Source organism: Edwardsiella tarda ATCC 15947 = NBRC 105688 (assembly GCF_003113495.2).
Classification (GTDB): Bacteria; Pseudomonadota; Gammaproteobacteria; order Enterobacterales; family Enterobacteriaceae; genus Edwardsiella; species Edwardsiella tarda.
The window spans coordinates 2,937,365-2,959,890 of the sequence record NZ_CP084506.1 but is presented as its reverse complement, the minus strand read 5'-3'; the positions used below and the strand labels follow the sequence as shown (position 1 = coordinate 2,959,890).

The 22,526-nt window shown below is 47.2% G+C and carries 17 protein-coding genes and 1 pseudogene; 14 read left to right on the top strand and 4 right to left on the bottom strand.

The features are described from left to right. The first annotated feature begins 274 nt into the window (after positions 1-274). Together DCL27_RS13695 and DCL27_RS13690 are read left to right on the top strand one after the other, a co-directional pair. Entirely contained in the window at positions 275-589 is a 315-nt protein-coding gene (locus DCL27_RS13695; RefSeq protein ID WP_035598833.1) for a zinc ribbon domain-containing protein, read from the top strand. Positions 590-621: 32 nt separating this feature from the next. After that, entirely contained in the window at positions 622-1,068 is a 447-nt protein-coding gene (locus DCL27_RS13690; protein WP_109691481.1) for a lysozyme inhibitor LprI family protein, read from the top strand. Between the two features lie 183 nt (positions 1,069-1,251). On the opposite strand, the gene DCL27_RS13685 is transcribed toward DCL27_RS13690, so the two are convergent. After that, positions 1,252-1,857: a recombinase family protein gene (locus tag DCL27_RS13685; RefSeq protein ID WP_035601157.1), complete on the bottom strand. Its 606-nt coding sequence runs from the start codon at positions 1,855-1,857 to the stop codon at positions 1,252-1,254. Positions 1,858-2,375: 518 nt separating this feature from the next. Between DCL27_RS13685 and DCL27_RS13680 the strand changes: the two genes are divergently transcribed. Next, entirely contained in the window at positions 2,376-3,188 is an 813-nt protein-coding gene (locus DCL27_RS13680) for a hypothetical protein (RefSeq protein WP_071526418.1), read from the top strand. Next, positions 3,188-5,302, top strand: a complete 2,115-nt coding sequence (locus DCL27_RS13675) for a DNA methyltransferase (RefSeq protein WP_035601154.1) — start codon at positions 3,188-3,190, stop codon at positions 5,300-5,302. Before DCL27_RS13680 ends, DCL27_RS13675 begins: the two co-directional genes overlap by 1 nt. A 110-nt stretch (positions 5,303-5,412) precedes the next feature. On the opposite strand, the pseudogene DCL27_RS13670 reads toward DCL27_RS13675, so the two are convergent. Then, positions 5,413-5,667, bottom strand: a pseudogene (locus DCL27_RS13670) (IS1 family transposase); the annotation flags it as partial. 1,070 nt (positions 5,668-6,737) lie between these two features. Here DCL27_RS13670 and DCL27_RS13665 point away from each other — a divergent pair. Then, positions 6,738-8,090 (top strand): hypothetical protein, encoded by a 1,353-nt coding sequence (locus DCL27_RS13665; protein WP_109691483.1) that lies wholly within the window; start codon positions 6,738-6,740, stop codon positions 8,088-8,090. 96 nt (positions 8,091-8,186) lie between these two features. Here the strand turns inward: DCL27_RS13665 and DCL27_RS13660 are convergent, their stop codons facing one another. Continuing rightward, on the bottom strand, positions 8,187-9,959 hold the full coding sequence (locus DCL27_RS13660) for a recombinase family protein (RefSeq protein WP_170114857.1): 1,773 nt from the start codon (positions 9,957-9,959) through the stop codon (positions 8,187-8,189). A 380-nt stretch (positions 9,960-10,339) separates the two neighbouring features. On the opposite strand from DCL27_RS13660, the gene dnaK reads away from it, so the two are divergent. The 4 genes from dnaK (at position 10,340) to nhaR (ending at position 15,994) form a co-directional block, all read left to right on the top strand. Continuing rightward, positions 10,340-12,247, top strand: coding sequence for a molecular chaperone DnaK (gene dnaK / locus DCL27_RS13655; protein ID WP_005282457.1), 1,908 nt, complete (start codon positions 10,340-10,342; stop codon positions 12,245-12,247). A gap of 110 nt (positions 12,248-12,357) precedes the next feature. Next, complete coding sequence (gene dnaJ, locus DCL27_RS13650; protein WP_035596100.1) at positions 12,358-13,491, top strand: molecular chaperone DnaJ; 1,134 nt, start codon at positions 12,358-12,360, stop codon at positions 13,489-13,491. A 220-nt stretch (positions 13,492-13,711) separates the two neighbouring features. Continuing rightward, positions 13,712-14,887, top strand: coding sequence for a Na+/H+ antiporter NhaA (gene nhaA, locus DCL27_RS13645; protein WP_228594502.1), 1,176 nt, complete (start codon positions 13,712-13,714; stop codon positions 14,885-14,887). Between the two features lie 204 nt (positions 14,888-15,091). Next, the gene (gene nhaR, locus DCL27_RS13640) at positions 15,092-15,994 is read left to right on the top strand and encodes a transcriptional activator NhaR (RefSeq protein WP_005294807.1); all 903 of its coding nucleotides are present in this window, start codon (positions 15,092-15,094) and stop codon (positions 15,992-15,994) included. A 71-nt stretch (positions 15,995-16,065) separates the two neighbouring features. On the opposite strand, the gene rpsT is transcribed toward nhaR, so the two are convergent. Next, on the bottom strand, positions 16,066-16,329 hold the full coding sequence (gene rpsT / locus DCL27_RS13635) for a 30S ribosomal protein S20 (protein WP_005294808.1): 264 nt from the start codon (positions 16,327-16,329) through the stop codon (positions 16,066-16,068). 391 nt (positions 16,330-16,720) lie between these two features. Here rpsT and ribF point away from each other — a divergent pair, with 391 nt between their 5' ends. The 5 genes from ribF to ispH are packed head-to-tail and all read left to right on the top strand — an operon-like array spanning position 16,721 to position 22,446. Continuing rightward, the gene (gene ribF / locus DCL27_RS13630; RefSeq protein ID WP_005282475.1) at positions 16,721-17,683 is read left to right on the top strand and encodes a bifunctional riboflavin kinase/FAD synthetase; all 963 of its coding nucleotides are present in this window, start codon (positions 16,721-16,723) and stop codon (positions 17,681-17,683) included. Positions 17,684-17,707: 24 nt separating this feature from the next. After that, positions 17,708-20,554, top strand: a complete 2,847-nt coding sequence (gene ileS / locus DCL27_RS13625) for an isoleucine--tRNA ligase (protein ID WP_228594438.1) — start codon at positions 17,708-17,710, stop codon at positions 20,552-20,554. Further along, the gene (gene lspA, locus DCL27_RS13620) at positions 20,554-21,051 is read left to right on the top strand and encodes a signal peptidase II (protein ID WP_035594766.1); all 498 of its coding nucleotides are present in this window, start codon (positions 20,554-20,556) and stop codon (positions 21,049-21,051) included. Before ileS ends, lspA begins: the two co-directional genes overlap by 1 nt. Then, positions 21,051-21,512 (top strand): FKBP-type peptidyl-prolyl cis-trans isomerase, encoded by a 462-nt coding sequence (fkpB, locus tag DCL27_RS13615; protein WP_005282484.1) that lies wholly within the window; start codon positions 21,051-21,053, stop codon positions 21,510-21,512. Before lspA ends, fkpB begins: the two co-directional genes overlap by 1 nt. Further along, on the top strand, positions 21,493-22,446 hold the full coding sequence (ispH, locus tag DCL27_RS13610) for a 4-hydroxy-3-methylbut-2-enyl diphosphate reductase (RefSeq protein ID WP_005282487.1): 954 nt from the start codon (positions 21,493-21,495) through the stop codon (positions 22,444-22,446). Before fkpB ends, ispH begins: the two co-directional genes overlap by 20 nt. The last annotated feature ends 80 nt before the right edge of the window (positions 22,447-22,526 follow it).

The following is a 22,526-nucleotide window of genomic DNA, read 5'->3' as shown; positions in this document are numbered from 1 at the left end:
GATCTTACTGCCGCATGGTGCTTGAACTCTACATAGCTGTTCATCCTAGTAAAAGAACAAGGCATCAGCAAAATACTACCCAAAGAAATCACCTCTCCCACAGATATGTGAACCTCATCCGATCGATCTATTTTATAGATCGATATTTAATTATCGATCAATATAATTGATCAATGGCGGTACTATTTGGTATGCTGTAGAAATGTACACAACCGTATAACTCTAGGTATCAGTTAGACCTCATCTCAAGATAGAGAAACAAACAAGGAACAAAATGATGACAGACGTGCAACAAACCCTCTGCCCGTATTGTGATGAGCTAGTATCCAGTAAAGCTAAAAAGTGCAAGCACTGTGGCGAAATTTTGGATCAGCAACTTCGAGAAATTGAACAATTGAAACGAGAGAAGAATCAGAATATTATTGTTTCAAACAACAACAACAATAATAATAACAACAACAGCCAAGGATTTAGCAAAAAAAAGTTTCCTTGGATAGCTCATTTAATTCTAACGATTCTCACTGGGGGTCTTTGGGGCTTTATCTGGTTACTTCATTGGATTTTTAGAGATAAAGATACATATTACTAAATTTTTAATGGTGATAATATGGGGAATAATTAATGAAGGGATATGATGTTATGGGAAAAGGCATATTTTTCACATTGTTAATAATGGCAACAAGTAGCATTCCTTTGTATGCTAAAAATATTGGAATTAACATTGATAATACTTTAACAAAGTGCAAGTTATCGGCAGTGTCAACACTAGACATTTCAAGTTGCTATAATACTGCCATTGAGTCATGGGACCAAGAACTCAACATCCAATATAAATTGCTTTTAAAAGGGCAAAATAAAAATGTGCAGAGTGGTTTTCGTAATGCACAAAGAGATTGGATAAAGTATAGAGACTCTGAAATATCAGCGATGCAGGTATTCTACAGACAAGAAACTGGAACAGTTTGGGGTATAGTTATGCTTGAGTCAAAAATGAATATTATTAGAGACAAAGCTATTGATTTATATAGGCTAAGAAACAGTAAAAACCTTGCTGGCGAGAGTGAATAAAAACTCCAGTGTATGGGATGGGATAGATGTCGATATTTTTTCTATGATGCTTCAATTTTAGCCACTCTAAATAAAGCATCCACTCTATCCTATCTATTGGATATTTCAGAGAAAATTAGCCATGCTATATAATCCCACTATATCTAGTCGTTAATATATATTTTATAGGAAAATCAGTGTAGTCTATAAAAATTTGGATACTTTAGCAATTGTAGCTCTTGAGCAACCTATCAGCTCTTGAATTTTACTCCAACTTTTACCATCAGATAGTAGTTCCTTCACTTTGCGATGTAAATTCTCATCAATAGGACGCCCTCGATATTTTTTTTCTCTCTTAGCCTTTTCAATACCTTGTCTTTGCCGTCTACGGCGATCATCATAATCCTTGCGACTGATAGCGGCTAGCATATCCAGCATCATCGAATTCATCGCTTCAAACATCCGAGTGGTGAATTCATCTTTGATATTTAAAAGCTGGTGGCTAGTCGGAAGATCTAATGATACAACCCTGATCCCTTTGGACTCAATGAGTGTTCTGAGACTCTTCCAATCCTCACTACTGAGTCGGCTGATACGATCAATTTGCTCACAAAGTAGAATGTCGCCACGCTCAGCGATCTCTAAGAGTAGGAATAATTGTGGTCGCTGTAGACTTGCTCCAGATTCATTCTCTTTGAAGTATTTCGATACTTTCAATGCATGTGATTGAGCAAAGTTCTCTAATTCGTTTAGTGCTCTATCGACATCTTGTTCCTTTGTCGATGCTCTTAGATAACCCCATACACGCATGATAATTTTCCATTAGTCTATTTTATATGGTTTATTATATTCGGTCTGCTTTAAGTTGTAAAATGAATTTAATGAACCACTTTGAATAGGGAACTGTGCGAGTCTGCTTGAGGTATACCTAAAAACATATTTTTAATAGTTCGTTTTTTATTCAATGCAAGATTTGTAAAAGTTTGGTACTGAGATCTGAGTACACGGCATTTGGTCGGCGAGGTTGAACCTAACCATACGAACGAGATTTCAAATCGTGCAGAAAAAAACTGACGGTATTTTTTCCTGAGTAAAAGATTACTTAAGGTTTTTTACCAAAAATCGGGAGATCTAGGGTTCGATTATTTTGTGAGCTAAAGGCCAGTACTTAAGCAATAAACACATTTATCAGATGAAAAGTTACTTGTACAATCTATGCCACACAAGAGTCCTAGAAATGCATAGTCTCGTCATCCTAAGGCTGATACAATGACGTATACGCATCATTATATTTTTCTTTTTAAATCAATTTATTAGGTGGTTTTATAATGCATATCACTACTGTTTTTGATGTCTTTGAACAATGTGTCCTAGCAGTGCAGGCTGGTGAGTTAATCGAATCAGTTTCAGCAAAAGATAAAGAATTTCACTTTCAAAACTGGTTTCAGCAACGACTTGAGAATATGAGCATTCTCTATGAAGGGAGTGGTCGAAACACTTATCCTGACTTTAGGTTGGTCGAATATACTGAAGGCTTTGAGATCAAGGGATTAGCATGGCCTGGTCGCGAGCGAGACTATGATTCCAATAGCCAAGTACCCACAGGATATCATAATGGTAGACAAATATTCTATGTATTTGGGAGATACCCAGCAGATTTATCTGTATATACGGACTTTGGTAATGGACGTCGACAATATCCTGTAGTGGATTTAGTTATTTGTCATGGCGACTTTCTGAATGCAGATCATAACTACATACATAAAAACAAGAGCGTGAAAGGCTTCGGTACTTATGGGGACATTATGATCAGAGACAGAAAAATGTATGTAGCTCCTACACCTTTCGCTCTTACTGAGGGAACTACTGGGTTAATGACGTTGATATTACCAGATAGTTTTGTATCTGATAGCAGATATCAGCAGGTGGGTGAACTAATTCGTACTGAGGCCGACTCATTAGTTGTTGGTTATAATTTCGACCTCAGAACAAATGAACTAAATTCTGAACGCATCCCAAATCCCAATGCAGGTAATCAACGTAGATTTTATGCATACCGCCTAAATGAGCAATCACCTAAGCCTGTAAGCATGGCTAATGTATCACTTGCAGTTGCAGCTATTAATATGATGGATGAATAATGGATTCTAATATCAACAACATCTCCGAAATTGCAGGTTTATTTACTGCACTAGAGAGCGATTTCCCTAATGTTGAAATTAGCCAAATTGCAGAGCAAGAAAGCTGGAGGAAAGAGATTAACCGTCCCATTTATCATATACATAAATGGTGGGCAACTCGCTTAGGCTCTGTTTTTCGAGCAATTATATTGGGAGCACTTACTCGCCCTAAAACAAACATATGGGGCGAGTTTTATAAAACTCACAATTTAAATGATAAAATTATTTTAGATCCCTTTATGGGAAGTGGTACTACCTTAGGCGAGTCTCTGAAACTTGGAGCAAAAGCTATTGGTTGTGATATCAATCCGGTGAGCACTTTCCAAGTTCGTCAAGCCTTTGCTTCTGTTTCTGAAGAAGAATTACGAAACACCTTTAGTCAATTAGAAAAAACTGTCGCTGAAAATATAAAAAAATACTATCAAACTAAAGACCCTGAAACAAATGAATCAATACCAGTTTTATATTATTTTTGGGTTAAATTAGTTGTTACGCCTGAGGGTGAAGAAATACCACTATTTTCAAAATATGTGTTCTCCCAAGATGCGTATCCGAAAAAAAAACCGATGGCAAAAATACTTTGTCCATCTTGCTGGTCTGTATTGGAAGAGAGATACGATGCAACAGATACAACTTGCATGCATTGTAAACATCATTTCAACCCACAGACTGGTCCAGTCACTGGACAATTTGTAACATCTAAAGATGGGAAAAAGTATAAGATAAAAGAGCTAATTAATAGAGAACCAGATAAAAGTCCAACTCATCGTATGTATGCTATGATTGCACTACGTAAAGATAGTTCAAAGATATATCTATCTGTTAAAGATTACGATCATGCTCTTTATAGTGAGGCTAATGAAAAACTAGCTGAATTAAGTTTGCCACTTCCTAGTTTAGATGTAAGACAAGGGCATAATACTAATCAAGCCTTAGGCTATAATTACAACTCATGGAAAGACTTTTTCAACTCCCGACAGTTGTTATGTTTAGGTATGTTACTTCAAGAAATACTCAAAATTGAAGACATTCCAGTTCAAGAACAAATGTTATGCCTTTTTTCAAGCACCTTAGAATTCAACAATCTCTTTTGTAGTTTCAAAGGAGAAGGTACTGGTGCTGTTAGACATATGTTCTCTAATCATATATTAAAGCCTGAGCGTACACCTCTCGAAAATTCAGTTTGGGGCACAGACCGTAGCAGCGGTACTTTCAGTACGCTTTTTGAATCTCGCTTGCTGAGAGCACGCAGGTACTTAGATAAACCTTTTGAAATTCAGCTCGAACATGACGAATGCGGAAATAAGATTGGTTCAAACAAAATATTATCAAGTAATCCAATCAACGCTACACTCGTCGAAACATGGGATGAATTAGTCGAAGAGCAGCATAGCCTGATGGTTTTGAATGGCGATAGTTCTAAACTTCCCGTACCAGATAAATCCATTGATGCAGTTATTACAGATCCACCTTATTTTGATTATGTGCATTACTCAGAACTAAGTGACTTCTTCTATGCTTGGCTTTCTCCAGTCTTAGGTAACCGCTACCAGTGGTTATCCAAAGCAGATTCATCAGACAATGGGGAGGTCCAGCATAAAGATCCTAGAATCTTTTCGCGACAACTTTCTTCAGTATTTAAAGAATCATGTAGAGTATTGAAGGATGGTGGAATATTGGCGTTTAGTTTTCATCATTCTAAAGCTGAAGGCTGGGCTGCAATCTACGAAGCATTAAATCATGCTGGTTTAGCTGTTGTTGCAGCACACCCAGTTCATGCTGAACTACGTGGTGCAAGTCCCAAATCTCTGGCAAAGAATCCAATTAGTCTTGATGCGATCTTAGTGTGCAGGAAAAAGTCTGAAGTAAGTTCGTATACTGCAAATCGAGATATACTATCTCGTGTTAATTCAATGGCAATTCAGCTTGAGAATGCAGGGATGAAAATCTCCTTAAACGATAAATTTGTTATAGGTGCTGCTTTAACTCTGATAGATAGGGCTCAAGATAACCTGAGCTTTGATGACATGCAGACCGAAGTTGATTCAATTAAATCAGAGCTAAGTATTAACTAATTACCATGGTAATTATATAGATAACAATCACTTCTTCTTTAAAAGTCAGTGCTGGGAATCCAGCACTGAAAAGCGATTGTTTCTGTATCAAAAAAGGGTGGTGCATCCAATTAGTAGAACATGTATTTTTCGATAAAGGCTCCGATAACCTTTTCATGAAGTTCTACAGAACGTGAGAAGCAGATGCTTCTGCGGGTCAGTCTTTTGATTCGGGTTCTCAGCGTCAAGTTGTTACGCTCAATGCATTGGGTGAATATTTTGCCAGTCAGATGCTTATCCTTCGGCACCTCCAGGCCATAGCTGCCCCACTCGTTGCTGGTTATCATGCCGATGTTGAATGGCATGAGCAGTGCCAGTAGCTCCCTCCTCATCACGAGGATGGTCACAGCACAAACTTCCACAGGTAAGTAGTAATGTGTAATTAAGCATTATTAGAACCATATAGTGTTTGGATACATTGAACTAGTGAGGTTGATATTGTGCTGCACAAATAATCGAACCACAGAAGTATTATTAATTGATTTCATTAATGAAATGTAAAATGGAATGAAACGAGCACCATCATTCAAAAGTATTATAGATTTCCATAGTGTCGAGCATCAGTTGGTTTAGGAGAAACGCGTATAGTTGATACAACAAGCGGCATAGCAGGCACGTAGCGGAGGCGGTGAGCCGGAGCAAGTGGTCGTGAGTTGTGAACTCGAAAACACTTTCACGCCGAGTCGTTTTGAGTTTTTCATTATTGGTTTTACTTGAAACAGAGTAATCATTAAAAAAGCAACTCAAAGTAATATGAGCGAGTTTACGAGCGAATTATTACTTTGAGTTGCTTGTTAGTTCAATGGCGACCAGCGAGAGCCATTGGACTGTTCAACTCTGTAATGTAAAAAGCATTACAAGGCTTTTAATGTCGTATCTCTAGAGATACGACATCTCGGTCAATTTTTGTTTGCATTCGCTCGTAAAACTCGCTTTGCTAAACAAAAAATTGAACTCTTTAATTTTTCCTTTATGTCTTGTGTTTAAAAAACAGCCAAGTAGTCATGTATAGCCTTATAGATATAAGGAAAAATGGATATTATGTTTAAAATATGACCAATGATGGTGATTTGGACATATATAATGAGTGTATTTCTTTTAAGGTAATATTCGTTACACACTCGAAATAAAGTTATTTTAGATTATAGAAAGCCAAAATAACTAATAGGTGAAAAGTATGAGTCAGTTACTGATTAGGCTTAGCATATAAAATAAAATCGTTTCATTTTTATTTATAGGAATTAAGTGTTATTCCTGAAACGAAATTTGACAATGTGCTATAATATATATGTAGGTATAAGTTATTTGATCCATGATTCTTTAATCATCAATATCAAGAATATTAACTACAAATAAAACCAAGGAGTAATATTATCACACAAATAGGAGTTATGACATGATCTCATATATTTCAGCCCCTTGCGGAGCAGGGAAAACAAGACATATTATCAATAAAATAAATAATGATAAAGAGTCTACTCGTTACTTATTAATACAAAATACTTTAGATTTGATTCATGAGACTATAGGGAAAATTACTTGCACTTATAAGGTGATCACCTCAGAACAATATACTAATGCATTCGATACATGCGTTGAGTATATGCTAAATAATTCTCACGCGAAAGTAACATTGATTACGGATAAGGTGTTTTATCGATTGCCAATTGCAGCACTAAAAACATTTAAAATTTACATTGACGACTGTGTTGATTTCCATCAATTCGATATGATATCAATTCTCAATGATGAAAACAGATTAGATGTAGCGAGAAAACTTTTTAGTGTGGTTGATGTAAGTGAAAACAAAAATTATGCAGAGTTGGCAATCAATGATGTGATTGATGATTTAGATGGGGCGATTAATGAAAACACCCTTAAAAAATTCAAAAACATGGACCATATATATGGTAATAAATCATTCTATGAAAAATGTAATATTAAAAAAACCAGGTTGCTATCACTAGTCGGTGTTATAGATATCGAGAAATATAAAGAGCTAGATATTACATTTATCGCGAATGATTTCGAAAATTCACTGATGTTTAAGTCTAACCCTCTGGCTTTTAATAAAATGGAAATCGATCTTTTACAAAGGAAAATACCTATTGAGCAGCGGGTAAAAGTTTATTATTTCATTCCAGGATCTACCTATAATGATACATGGCGTAGGTTAAATAGAGATGATTATAAAAAAATTATCCAGTATTTAAATGATAATGTAAAAGATGAATATTACTGGACAAAAAACAGTAATGACAATGTGAAACTAAATGGTAATTTCGTCAAGCCACAACTACGCGGGGTTAATTCGCTTCAACATTACAGCACAGCTGTTTGGTTATGCAGCATGAAACCATCACCACAAGAAATATCAACTATGATGGACTTATACAATATTAGTGCAAGTGATCTCATTCAGGCTAGAGAGCAACAAACATTGCACCAGTTTATTCAACGTGGGTTAATCCGTAATTTCGATAGTAACGACATTATGACTGTGTATTGTATGGATGAGCAGCAAGCTAGAACATTAGCTTCCGAACCTGAATTTATTGATATTAGTTTGAGTTATTTTGATGAAAAGATTGAACCGTTAACACCTGCACAGCGTAGGCGTATTAATAGATTTGTCAATAAAAAGATATCGCTCGATGTTTTTAGAAAATGGCTATTTGGGTATAAAAATGCTGACTTAACCGATTTACAAAAGCAAATTGAACTCAATAAGTTTATGAGTCTTATGTAGAGCCGAGCTATAGTAGTGAGGGGAAAGTTTATAGCATTTATAAAGGCAGGGTGTTATATGCCACAAAATAATTCTGTGGCATTTTTCTGTAAGACTTTAATTAATTAGCTCATACGCACGTATTATAGTGTTTTCCATAATAGTGAATAATACTAAATCTGAACTACTAAGTGATTCTTTAAAAGCAATAATATCTTTTGGCCAGCCGGTATTCGTTGGATTGTTTACCTCGAAAGTGATGAAGTTAGATTCAAACCAAATTGAATCATCATTACGCTTCCGATAAACACCCCATGATGTTACTATTGATTTTTTTAAATTAATAATAAGTAGATGGCTTATTTTATCTGTAAAATACTCTAATTCGCATAGTGCAAAAGTATCACTTAATTTTCCAAGTTTTAATGTCTTTATTATTTTTTTTAGTTCTAGGTTAAGGTTTTGTCGGATGCTAATGTTTTTTCTATTAAATATATTTTGAGTTGTTTTTATATCTACATTTTTAATATTATAATTTACTTTGATAGAGTTGATTTTTGACTCTATTTTAGATTGTTGCTGTTGTTTCTTGCCTAGAAGCCTACTTAATCGCATAATTATTCTATCATCGGCATCGTTTATCTCACTTATTAATTCTGAAATTTCATTCGTAAGATTAACATATTCAAGCCTTAACTTTTCCACATCAGACTTTTCCTTATTGGATATTGAGTATACCTCCTCCCAGTTTATTCCATTTATAAAATTTATAATTGCGGGGTCTATAATGTCAGCATTTAGAGATAAACCAAGTTTACAAGCATCATCTTTGCTTCGGTGTGTTGTGCAACGTAAATATACTACGCCTTTCCCGTTTGGTATTGCGGCTATTGATTTATTACAGAATAGACATTTTATAATGCCATTAAAAAGGTTTTGTTGCTTTTTTGTAGTCCTGTCAATATGGCTGCTTGGATGCCGATTTATCTTGCTTTGAACCGAGTTGAATAAATTTTCTGAGATTATCTTTGGCCAAATTCCTTCAATCTTGTGATAGTTTTCTTTGTTTTTTTTATTTTTGTTTTTTAATACCCCAATAACTCTCTCATCACGTAATAACTGGGATATTTTAATTGTATTCCAGTTTGTTTCATTATGATCTTTAAGTGAAAGCTCTTTTAAGCGTTGAACTATAACAGCATTTCCATGACCTTCATTATACATTTCAAAAATAAAGTTGATAGTTTTAGCTAATTCGTTTGGTTGATACTCTCCATCAACTATGTCTATCCATCTTGGTATATGTTTTTTTGAGTTTATTAATGGTTTTTTACACTCACGATATTCTTTAATTCTTCTATAGAATGATTTTTTTGACATTATTGATTTTCGTTCTGATTCTTGGAACGCTCGTTGTAAACTGATCGAGAGTCCTACGCAGCTATCATTTATAAGTGTAGAAAAACAAGAATTAGTCTCAATCTCAAAAATATTAACTCCATTAAGTAGCATAGTGCTTATACGATGTATCGCAATTATACCCGTAGCTCTTGAGATGCGGTCTATATTTTCTACAATAAGCCAACAGGAGCCTAGCCTCCCCTCAACACACTGTTGATAAAGTAGGCCCAACTTACCATGCTCGAAATTGGCTGATTTGTAAGCACTATATCCTTGATCTGTCAGTTGCGTTACATTTTCCACATCTATATGTGGCAGCTGTGTATTCGCTCTTTGTGATGCTTCATCTATACAACTGTTTGCGTGCTCTAGCCACTGGGTGAGCGTTTCGACTTGTCGTTCAATGCCATGATGTCCATCACTCGTTTGAGTTAATGAACTGACCCTTGCATATAGGTATGCAGGTATGACAGGGGTTGCACCTTTCATATACGTTTCTCCTCCTCCTCCTTCTTCTGGGTGTGTAGTATATGAAAACACCTTGGTGTGCATAAAGCCTCTGTAATAATAGAATGTAGAAACAGGCTAGTGCCTGTAGGTACGTGCGTCGAGCCGCCCAGAACGGCCGCTTTTCTCGAGCGCGCGGCATAATAAAGAGGCATCGGACAAGAAACAATCTCTGCCAATAAAAAATCTATTTTTTTTTGCCCTCTCCCCCTTGATGCGCATCAGAGCGACCCCATCTTAGTAACATCGAAGTTGTTACCCTGTTCGGTAGATGTAGTGAGAACGGTGGTTGAAAGGCGAAAAGTCGCCCCCACTTAAGGTAACAACGAGCTTGAAAACCGAATTTTTAGTGGAGACGTTCGATGGGTAAAATCATTGGTATCGACCTGGGTACAACCAACTCTTGTGTAGCCATCATGGATGGCGGTCAGCCTCGCGTGCTGGAAAACGCCGAAGGTGACCGTACTACACCTTCTATCATCGCTTATACGCAGGATGGCGAAGTGCTGGTAGGCCAGCCGGCCAAACGCCAGGCGGTCACCAACCCGCAGAATACGCTGTTTGCAATCAAACGTTTGATCGGCCGTCGTTTTGAAGACGCCGAAGCACAGCGCGATAAAGACATCATGCCCTATAAGATCGTGCCTGCCGACAACGGTGACGCGTGGGTAGAAGTTAAAGGCCAGAAGATTGCACCGCCGCAGATCTCGGCTGAAGTACTGAAGAAAATGAAGAAAACGGCGGAAGATTTCCTGGGTGAGCCGGTTACCGAAGCCGTCATCACCGTCCCGGCCTATTTTAACGACGCGCAGCGTCAGGCGACCAAAGATGCCGGTCGTATCGCTGGGTTGGATGTAAAACGTATCATCAACGAACCGACGGCAGCTGCACTGGCCTATGGTCTGGATAAGGGTGCTGGCAACCGTACCATCGCGGTCTATGACCTGGGTGGCGGTACCTTCGATATCTCCATCATCGAAATCGATGATGTCGATGGTGAGAAGACCTTTGAAGTACTGGCAACCAACGGGGATACCCACCTGGGTGGGGAAGACTTCGATAGCCGTCTGATCAACTACCTGGTTGACGAGTTTAAGAAAGAGCAGGGTATCGACCTGCGTAACGATCCGCTGGCGATGCAGCGTCTGAAAGAAGCCGCAGAGAAGGCGAAGATCGAACTCTCTTCCGCTCAGCAGACCGATGTGAACCTGCCGTATATCACCGCAGACGCTACCGGTCCGAAACACATGAACATCAAGGTGACCCGTGCCAAACTGGAATCCTTGGTTGAAGATCTGGTCGCGCGCTCCATGGAGCCGCTGAAGGTTGCCCTGAAGGATGCCGGTCTGTCTGTTTCCGACATCGACGACGTGATTCTGGTCGGTGGTCAGACGCGTATGCCGATGGTGCAGAAACAGGTTGCCGATTTCTTCGGTAAAGAACCGCGTAAAGACGTGAACCCGGACGAAGCCGTTGCAATCGGTGCTGCCGTACAGGGTGGTGTCTTGGCCGGTGATGTGAAAGATGTGCTGTTGCTCGACGTTACGCCGCTGTCTCTGGGCATCGAAACCATGGGTGGGGTAATGACCGCTCTGATTTCGAAGAACACCACTATCCCGACCAAGCATAGCCAGGTGTTCTCTACCGCTGAAGACAACCAGTCTGCCGTGACCATTCATGTGCTGCAGGGTGAGCGTAAACGTGCGGCGGATAACAAGTCTCTGGGTCAGTTTAACCTGGATGGTATCCAGCCGGCACCGCGCGGTATGCCGCAGATCGAAGTTACCTTCGATATCGACGCCGACGGTATCCTGCATGTTTCCGCTAAGGATAAGAATAGCGGTCGCGAGCAGAACATCACCATCAAGGCTTCTTCTGGTCTGAGCGAAGATGAGATCAAGCAGATGGTTCGTGACGCCGAGGCTAACGCTGAGGCCGACCGTAAGTTCGAAGAATTGGTACAGGTGCGTAACCAAGCCGATCAGCTGGTACATGGTACCCGTAAGCTGGTTGAAGAAGCAGGTGACAAGCTGCCGGCCTCCGATAAGAGCGCCATTGAAGATGCCTTGAAGGCATTGGAAGCGGCCAGCAAGGGCGAGGATAAGGCGGAGATCGAAGCTAAGATCCAGGCTCTGGTTCAGGCATCTGCTAAGTTGCAAGAACTGGCGCAGCAGCAGGCTCAGTCTGGCGAAGCGCAGGCAGACACCAGCGCCAAGAAAGATGACGACGTGGTCGATGCCGAGTTCGAAGAAGTGAAAGACAAAAAATAATCGCCCTTAAGCGGGCATGGTAACGGCGGTGGCTATCGCCGTTATTCACCGGCACGGGCGTCGAGGAAACTCAACGCCCGTGCCTCTATGTTAGGGGCAAAGTAACCGAGATGGCGAAGAAAGACTACTATGAGATTTTGGGCGTATCCCGTGAAGCGGATGAGCGCGAAATCAAGAAAGCCTATAAACGCCTGGCCATGAAGTATCACCCGGATCGTAATCAGGGGGATAAAGAGGCTGAGGATAAGTTTAAGGAAATCAAAGAAGCTTATGAGATCCTGACCGATGCGCAGAAGCGCGCAGCCTATGATCAGTACGGTCATGCGGCGTTCGAGCAGGGTGGCATGGGCGGTGGAGCCGGCGGTTTCGGCGGTGGTGCTGATTTCAGCGACATCTTCGGCGATGTGTTCGGCGATATCTTTGGTGGTGGTCGTCGTCAGCGCGCGGCTCGTGGCGCAGATCTACGTTACAACATGGATCTGTCCTTGGAGGAGGCGGTGCGCGGCGTCACCAAGGAGATTCGTATTCCGACGCTGGTCGAATGTGATGTTTGCCACGGCAGCGGGGCTAAAAAGGGGAGTGAGCCGATCACCTGCCCGACCTGCCATGGGGCCGGCCAGGTACAGATGCGTCAGGGCTTCTTTACCGTGCAGCAGCCTTGCCCGCACTGCCATGGTCGCGGCACTATCATCAAAGATCCGTGCAATAAGTGTCATGGTCACGGTCGGATTGAAAAGTCCAAGACGCTGTCGGTCAAGATCCCGGCCGGGGTTGATACCGGTGACCGTATTCGCCTGGCGGGCGAGGGTGAGGCCGGGGAGAACGGCGCACCAGCCGGCGACCTGTATGTACAGGTACAGGTGAAGGCGCATCCGATCTTCGAGCGAGAAGACAATAACCTGTTCTGTGAGGTTCCGATCAACTTCGCCATGGCGGCATTGGGTGGGGAGATCGAAGTGCCGACCTTAGATGGTCGCGTCAATTTGAAGATCCCTGCCGAAACCCAGACCGGTAAGATGTTCCGTATGCGGGGTAAAGGGGTGAAATCGGTGCGTGGCGGTGCGCAGGGTGATCTGCTGTGCCGTGTGGTCGTCGAGACGCCGGTCAACCTGAACGAGAAGCAGAAGCAGCTGCTGCGTGAGTTGGAGGAGAGCTTCGGCGGTCCGGCCAGCGATAAGAATAGCCCACGCTCCAAGCGCTTCTTCGATGGCGTGAAGAAATTTTTTGACGATCTGACTCGTTAAATCAGTCAGTTGTCGCATGATACCTCCCCGTACGGCTCGCGCGTACGGGGATTTTTTTATTTAGTGACGTGAATTCAATTCGCTAATGATGTCCCTTTAATGAGTATATTTCATTTTTTTCGAGTTATATGCGAAAAATAAATTACTTTTTTCGAGCTATGAGAGGGAGTATTCTACGACAAGCGTTTTTTTTGTTTAAGTTGCTTGGATGAGTGCAATGATAAAGAGTTTGCAACGTTTTGTCGGCAGTGATGCCTTTGGCGGGGTCATTCTGATCATCGCCGCTGCGTTGGCAATGATCTTAGCCAACACGGAGTGGGCCAGCCACGTCTATCAGGCGTTCCTTAACACGCCGGTCGAGGTGCGGGTAGGTAGCCTGCATATCAATAAAAATATGTTGTTGTGGGTCAATGACGCCCTGATGGCGATCTTCTTCCTGATGATCGGCCTGGAGGTGAAGCGTGAGTTGGTCTGCGGTTCGTTGGCTAGCGCGCGTCAGGCGGCCTTCCCGGTGATCGCGGCCCTTGGCGGCATGGTGGTACCGGCGCTGATCTACCTGCTGTTCAACGGCCAGGATGCCGTGGCCAGTACGGGCTGGGCCATCCCGGCGGCCACCGATATCGCCTTTGCATTAGGGGTACTGGCACTGTTGGGTAATCGCGTCCCATTGGCGCTGAAGGTCTTCCTGTTAGCCTTGGCGATCATCGATGACCTGGGCGCGATCATCATCATTGCACTGTTCTATACCAGCGATCTGTCTATCCTGTCGCTGGCGGTGGCTGGTGCGGCGATCGTGGTATTGGCGTTGTTGAATCTGTTTAACGTCCGTCGTGTCGGACTCTATATCCTGGTGGGCGTGATCCTGTGGACGGCGGTGTTGAAGTCCGGGGTACATGCGACCTTAGCCGGGGTCGTGATTGGCTTCTTTATTCCGCTGAAAGAGCAGAATGGTAAGTCGCCTGCACGTTCCTTGGAGCATGCGTTGCATCCCTGGGTTGCCTACATGATCCTCCCGCTGTTCGCCTTTGCTAACGCCGGTGTCTCATTGGATGGGGTGACCCTCTCGGGCTTGTTCTCGCTGCTGCCGCTCGGGGTGATCGCGGGCCTATTTATCGGTAAGCCATTGGGCATCAGCCTGTTCTGTTGGCTAGCGGTGAAGATGAAGTGGGCCACCTTGCCGCAGGGGACGACCTTCAAGGAGATCATCGCGGTTGGCGTGCTGTGCGGTATCGGCTTCACCATGTCGATCTTCATCGCCTCGTTGGCCTTCGGTGATGCTGACCCCACCCTGGCGGTCTTCTCGCGCCTAGGGATACTGCTGGGCTCGTCGTTGGCGGCGATCGTCGGTTATCTGCTGCTACGGCGCGTTCTACCGGCGCAGAAAGTCAACGCGTGACGGTACGAGTAGGGTGCTGTGTCTAAACTGCGGGGTCGCTTTTGCGACCCCGCTCTCGTATAGGAGGTGATGACGTGTGGTTAGCAATTTATTGATGGCATCATATTACCCAGTGTTATTGCTAGACTTAAGACACCTTTGCTGCCGCCATGCGGCGAGTCGTCTGGCGGTTTAGGGCGGCAACTCATTTAGGAGAGCGCGTCAGTGCGTTTGTCACATATAAATTTCAATCATCTCTATTACTTCTGGCAGGTGTGTAAAGAGGGGTCGGTGGTCGGGGCCGCCGAAGCGCTGTTCCTGACGCCACAGACTATTACTGGCCAGATTAAGGCATTGGAAGAGCGCCTTGGTGGTAAGCTGTTCAAGCGCCAGGGGCGTGGTCTGGTGCCTTCCGAGTTGGGGCAGTTGGTCTTCCGCTATGCGGATCGGATGTTCATGCTGAGCCAAGAGATGCTGGATATTGTGAATTACCGCAAAGAGTCCAGCATGTTGTTCGATGTCGGGGTGGCGGATGCGTTGTCGAAACGCCTGGTGAGTCAGGTGTTGGAGACCGCGGTGGCTGACCACGAGCAGATTCATCTGCGTTGCTTTGAGTCGACGCATGAGTTGCTATTGGAGCAGTTGAGCCAGCATAAGCTGGATATGATCCTATCGGATTGCCCGGTCGATTCTAGCCAGCAGGAAGGCCTGTTCTCCGTTAAGTTGGGTGAGTGTGGTGTCAGCTTCTTCTGCCGTCAACCGTTGCCAGAGATGCCGTTCCCGACCTGCCTCGAGCAGCGTAAGCTGCTGATCCCGGGACGACGTTCGATGCTGGGCCGTAAGTTATTGAACTGGTTTAATAGTCAGGGGCTACAGGTACAGATCCTCGGGGAGTTTGACGATGCGGCGTTGATGAAGGCCTTCGGTCTGTATCATGACGCTATCTTCGTGGCGCCGTCGATCTATGCGCAGGATATGTACGCTAATGCGCAGGATAATATCCGTGAGGTCGGACGCATCGATAACGTGCAGGAGGAGTATTACGTGATCTTCGCCGAGCGCATGATCCAACATCCGGCGGTACAACGGGTGTGCAACAAGGACTTCTCCGCGCTGTTTAGTCGCTAATGCGCAGAAGGCAGGCAATAAAAAAACCGGCCGAAGCCGGTTTTTTTATCACGCTTACAACGTAAGGCAGATTACTGCATTGCGTTGATCTGAGCGGTCAGATTAGCTTTATGACGTGCAGCTTTATTCTTGTGGATCAGGCCTTTGCTTGCCTGACGGTCAACGATCGGCTGCATTTCATTGTAAGCAGCCTGCGCTGCTGCTTTGTCGCCGGTAGCGATAGCTGCGTATACTTTCTTGATGAAAGTACGCATCATGGAACGACGGCTAGCATTGTGCTTGCGACGCTTTTCAGACTGAACGGCGCGTTTCTTAGCTGATTTGATATTAGCCAAGGTCCAACTCCCAAAATATTCTATAGAGGACAATTCAAAGGCCGAGGAATATGCCCTTTCAGCCTTCTTTTGTCAATGGATTTGTGCAAATAAGCGCCGCACATACTGGCGACACCCGTGCGTTTCAATGGCGCCGAATTTTACCAGCTTTGTTGTGTGGAATACAGCGTTTCGCACTATTTTTCCCATTGCGTCGTTCGGCATACGATTTCAGGGAGAAAAAAGGGGGCGCTAAGGCGCGATGTCGCGGGAAAAAGCCGCATTCATGTATTTAATCGTAGCCTTAACTCCGGTATGGTGATTCTATCCCGTTAAACACCTAACAATCGCCGGTTAACCTTAGTCGCTGTACAAGGTATAATCCGTCGATTTTCACTGTTTTGAGCCTGATATGGAGCTAATTCGCGGCATTCATAACCTGCGCGCGCGGCATCGTGGCTGCGTGCTGACCATCGGTAACTTCGACGGCGTGCATCAAGGGCACCGGGCTTTATTGGCGCGATTGCGTCAGGAGGGCGAGCGTCTGGGGCTGCCGGTGATGGTGATGATCTTCGAACCGCAGCCGTTAGAGATGTTTGCGCCACAGAATGCGCCGGCTCGACTGACCCGCCTGCGCGATAAGTGTCGTTACCTGGCCGACGCCGGGGTAGATGCCGTGCTGTGCGTGCGTTTCGACCGCCAGTTCGCCGCCCATTCGGCTCATTATTTTGTGAAACACCTACTGGTCGATCGCCTCGGCGTGAAGTTTCTGATGATTGGCGATGATTTTCGCTTCGGCGCGGGGCGTGAAGGCGATTATCGCCTGTTGCAGGCGGCGGGGAGAACGTATGGATTCACCGTCGCCAACAGTCTCAGTTTCTGTGTCGGCGATCTGCGTGTTAGCAGTACCGCCGTGCGTCAGGCCTTGCGCCATGATGATCTGACATTGGCGGAAACCCTACTGGGCCACCCTTACCGCATCGCCGGTCGGGTGGTGCATGGCGATGCCTTGGGGCGAACGATTGGTTTCCCCACCGCCAATCTGCCGTTGAAACGGTTGGTCGCACCGGTGAAGGGGGTTTACGCTGTCGATGTTTATGGACTGGGTCCCACGCCGCTGCCCGGCGTGGCTAATATCGGAACCCGTCCGACTGTCGCTGGCATACGCCAGCAATTAGAGGTTCATCTGCTCGATGTGACAATGGATCTCTATGGGCGCCACATTGATGTGGTGCTCCGCGCAAAACTGCGCAATGAACAGCGTTTTGATTCGCTTGATGCACTCAAGCGACAAATCGCCCAAGATGTGGTGGCTGCCCGTAAGTTTTTTGGGCTGACAACACCGGTCCAGAGCCTGATGGCTCAATCCCAATAGCCGAAAACGGAACCGAAATCGAAGATGAGTGACTACAAGAATACCCTGAATTTGCCGGAAACAGGGTTCCCGATGCGCGGCGATCTGGCCAAGCGCGAACCTGGCATGCTGCAACACTGGTATGAGCAGGATCTGTACGGGATGATCCGTAATGCTAAGCAAGGCAAGAAAAGCTTCATTCTGCATGATGGCCCTCCGTATGCGAACGGCAGCATTCATATCGGTCACTCAGTCAACAAGATTCTGAAAGATATTATTATCAAGTCCAAGGGGCTTTCCGGTTATGACTCCCCCTACATCCCGGGTTGGGATTGCCATGGTTTGCCGATCGAACTGAAGGTCGAACAACTGATCGGCAAGCCTGGCGAGAAATACAGCGCCGCCGAGTTCCGTGAGCAGTGCCGCGCCTATGCCGCCGAACAGGTGGCCGGGCAGAAGGCGGACTTTATCCGTCTTGGGGTGCTGGGCGACTGGGAGCATCCTTACCTGACCATGGACTATGGTACCGAGGCCAATATTATCCGTGCCTTGGCGCGCATCGTGGATAACGGCCACCTGATGAAAGGGGCAAAACCGGTGCACTGGTGTCCGGATTGCGCCTCCTCGCTGGCGGAAGCCGAAGTCGAGTATTACGACAAAGTATCGCCCTCCATCGATGTGCGCTTCAGCGCCGTGGATAAGGCGTTGGTATTAGAGAAATTCGGTGTGCAACAGGTCGATGGCCCGGTAAATGTGGTCATCTGGACCACGACGCCGTGGGCCCTGCCGGCTAACCGCGCCGTGGCCTTGCATCCGGAGCTGGAGTATCAGCTGGTGCAGATCGACGGTGAATGCCTGATCCTGGCCGCCGAGTTGGTTGAGAGCGTGATGAAGCGCGCCGGTATCACCCACTGGCAGGTGTTGGGCAGTTGCAAAGGTGCTGATCTGGAGCTGCTGCGCTTCCAGCATCCCTTCATGGCGTTCGATGTGCCGATCATCATGGGCGATCATGTCACCCTGGATGCCGGTACCGGTGCCGTACACACCGCGCCGGGCCATGGCCCGGATGACTATGTGGTCGGCCAGAAATACGGCTTGGAGATCGCGAATCCGGTCGGCAGCAACGGCTGCTATCTGCCGGGCACGCATCCCGAGCTGGACGGGCTGTTCGTCTTCAAGGCCAACGACGTGGTAGTGGCGATGCTACAGCGTAGCGGGGCGTTACTGCACGTCGAGAAGTTGACGCATAGCTACCCGTGCTGCTGGCGTCATAAGACACCGATCATCTTCCGCGCCACGCCGCAGTGGTTTATCAGCATGGATCGCCAGGGGCTGCGTCGCCAGTCATTGGCCGAGATCGATCGTATTGAACAGCAGGGGCTGGAGCAGAACAACCTGAGTGGTTGGATCCCGGCGTGGGGCAAGGCGCGCATCGAATCGATGGTCGCCAACCGTCCCGATTGGTGTATCTCGCGTCAGCGGACCTGGGGTGTGCCGATGGCGATGCTGGTGCACAAAGAGACGCAAGAGTTGCATCCGCGCACGACGGAGTTGATGGAAGCGGTCGCTCAGCGTGTCGAGCAGTCGGGTATTCAGGCCTGGTGGGATCTGGATATTCGTGAGCTGTTGGGCGACGAGGCCGATCAGTACGAGAAGGTGCCGGATACGCTGGATGTCTGGTTTGACTCTGGCTCGACCAGTTACTCGGTGGTGGACGCTCGTCCGGAGTTTGGTGGACACAGCCCGGATATGTACCTGGAAGGCTCCGACCAGCACCGTGGTTGGTTCATGTCTTCGTTGATGATCGCCGTGGCGATGAAGGGTAAGGCACCTTACCGTCAGGTCTTGACGCACGGTTTCACCGTCGACGGCCAGGGGCGCAAGATGTCCAAGTCGGTCGGCAACGTGGTCAGCCCGCAGCAGGTGATGAACAAGTTGGGGGGCGATATTCTGCGTCTGTGGGTCGCATCGACCGATTACACCGGCGAGATGGCGGTTTCCGATGAGATCCTCAAACGCTCCGCCGACGCCTATCGTCGCATCCGCAATACTGCGCGCTTCCTGCTGGCCAACCTGAACGGTTTCGACCCGCGTAAAGACATGGTGAAGCCGGAAGAGATGGTGGTTCTGGATCGCTGGGCGGTCGGTTGCGCCAAGCAGGCGCAGGACGAGATCATCGCCGCCTATGAAAACTATGACTTCCACGAAGTCGTGCAGCGTCTGATGCAGTTCTGCTCCGTCGAGATGGGCTCCTTCTATCTGGATATCATCAAGGATCGCCAGTACACCGCCAAGTCTGATTCGGTGGCACGTCGTAGCTGCCAGACCGCGCTGTACCATATTGCCGAGGCGCTGGTGCGTTGGATGGCGCCGATCCTCTCCTTCACCGCCGACGAGATCTGGGGCTATCTGCCGGGTGAGCGTGCACAGTTCGTGTTTACCGAGGAGTGGTACCAGGGGCTGTTTGGTCTGGATGCCGCAGAGCCGATGAACGACGCTTTCTGGGCTGAGCTGCTGAAGGTGCGCGGCGAAGTCAACAAGGTCATCGAGCAGGCGCGTAACGACAAGAAAGTCGGTGGCTCGCTGGAGGCGGCGATCACCCTGTATGCCGATGAGGCGCTGGCGACGCAGCTGGATAGTCTGCAGGACGAACTACGCTTCGTGCTGATCACCTCGGCGGCACGCGTACAGCCGTTGGCGCAGGCTTCTGCTGATGCCGTGGCCAGTGATCTGGCCGGGCTGAAGGTGGGGTTGAGCAAGGCGGCTGGCAGTAAGTGCCCGCGTTGCTGGCACTACTCTGATGCCATCGGTGAGGATGCCGCCCATCCGCAGCTATGCCCGCGTTGTGTCACGAATGTGGCAGGCCAGGGCGAAGAGCGTAAGTTTGCATGATGCGTCGGCCTCTTCTCTCAACCGGACTGCGTTGGCTGTGGGTCGTCGTCGCGGTGCTGATTGTGGATTTGGGCAGTAAGCAGCTTATCCTCCAGCATTTTATGCTGGGGGAAACCCTGCCGCTGTTCCCGTCACTCAACCTGCACTACGCACGTAACTACGGCGCGGCGTTTAGTTTCTTGGCGGATAGCGGCGGTTGGCAACGTTGGTTCTTTGCCGCCATCGCCATCGCCATTTGCCTGGCACTATTGGCGATGATGTACCGTAACGCGGCGAGCGATCGCCTGAACAATATCGCCTATGCGCTGATCATCGGTGGCGCCTTGGGAAACCTGTTCGATCGTTTATGGCACGGCTTCGTGGTCGATATGATCGATTTCTATGTCGGTAACTGGCACTTCGCCACCTTTAACCTGGCCGATACCGCCATCTGTATCGGCGCGGCATTGGTGGTGTTGGAAGGCTTTCTGCCGGCGCGCAACAAGGAAAAATCGTGATGCAACAAGCACCGCGTGCACTCCTGGTGCACTTTACGCTGACGCTGGAGGATGGATCGCTGGCGGAGTCGTCGCGTGAACGCGGCCAGCCGGCGTTATTCCGCTTCGGTGATGGGAGTCTATCTCCGGCGTTGGAGAGCGAGCTCGCCTCTTGTGTCGCGGGCGATCGCCGTTGCTTCACGTTAGCGCCGGCCGATGCTTTCGGCGAGCGTAGCGATGATCTGGTGCAGTTTTTCCCCTTGGGGCAGTTCCGCGACAGTGGCGAGCCGCAGGCAGGGGCGGTGATCCTGTTTACCGCCGCCGATGGGGCTCAGATGCCGGGATTGGTGCGCGAAGTGACCGGCGAGTCGGTCACCGTCGATTTTAACCATCCGCTGGCGGGGATACCGGTGACCTTCGACATCGAGGTGTTGGAGCGCGATCCCGTGCAAGAGGTGAATCATGAACATCCTGCTGGCTAATCCACGCGGCTTTTGTGCCGGCGTGGACCGGGCGATTAGCATCGTGGAGCGGGCGTTGTCGATTTACGGCGCCCCGATCTATGTGCGGCACGAGGTGGTACATAACCGCTTCGTGGTCAATAGCCTGCGTGAGCGTGGCGCGGTGTTTATCGAGGAGATCAGCGAGGTGCCCGATGGCGCGATCTTGATCTTCTCTGCGCATGGCGTCTCTCAGGCGGTGCGTGCCGAAGCTAAGGCGCGGAATCTAACCATGCTGTTCGACGCCACTTGTCCGCTGGTGACCAAGGTACACATGGAGGTCGCGCGTGCCAGCCGGCGCGGCACCGAGGCCATCCTGATCGGTCATGCCGGCCATCCGGAGGTCGAGGGCACGATGGGGCAGTACAGCAATCCGCAAGGGGGGATGTATCTGGTCGAGGCGCCGGAGGATGTCTGGCGCTTGCAGGTCAAGGATGAGCGTAATCTCTGCTTTATGACCCAGACGACGTTGTCGGTTGACGATACCTCGGCGGTGATCGATGCCCTGCGCGCTCGTTTCCCGGCGATCATCGGGCCACGTAAGGATGACATTTGCTATGCCACCACCAACCGCCAAGAGGCGGTGCGCTCGCTGGCCGAGCAGGCGGATGTGGTGCTGGTGGTCGGCTCGAAGAACTCCTCCAACTCTAATCGGTTGGCCGAACTGGCCCGTCGGGCGGGTAAACCCGCCTACCTGATCGACAGCGCGGCAGACATCGATGAGGCGTGGCTGAGCGGTGTCGCCTGCGTCGGCGTGACGGCGGGTGCCTCGGCCCCTGACGTGTTAGTCCGCGAGGTTATCGCGCGTCTTCAGGCGTTAGGGGGCGGCGTGACGCAGGAGATGCTGGGGCGCGAGGAGAATATTGTCTTCGAAGTCCCGCGTGAGCTACGTATCGAGACACAACAGGTCGACTGACGATACGCGTTCGGATCCGTATCAGAGCGGGGTGCCTGGGCACCCCGTTTTTTTTATCGCTTACCCACGCCTTGCCGGCG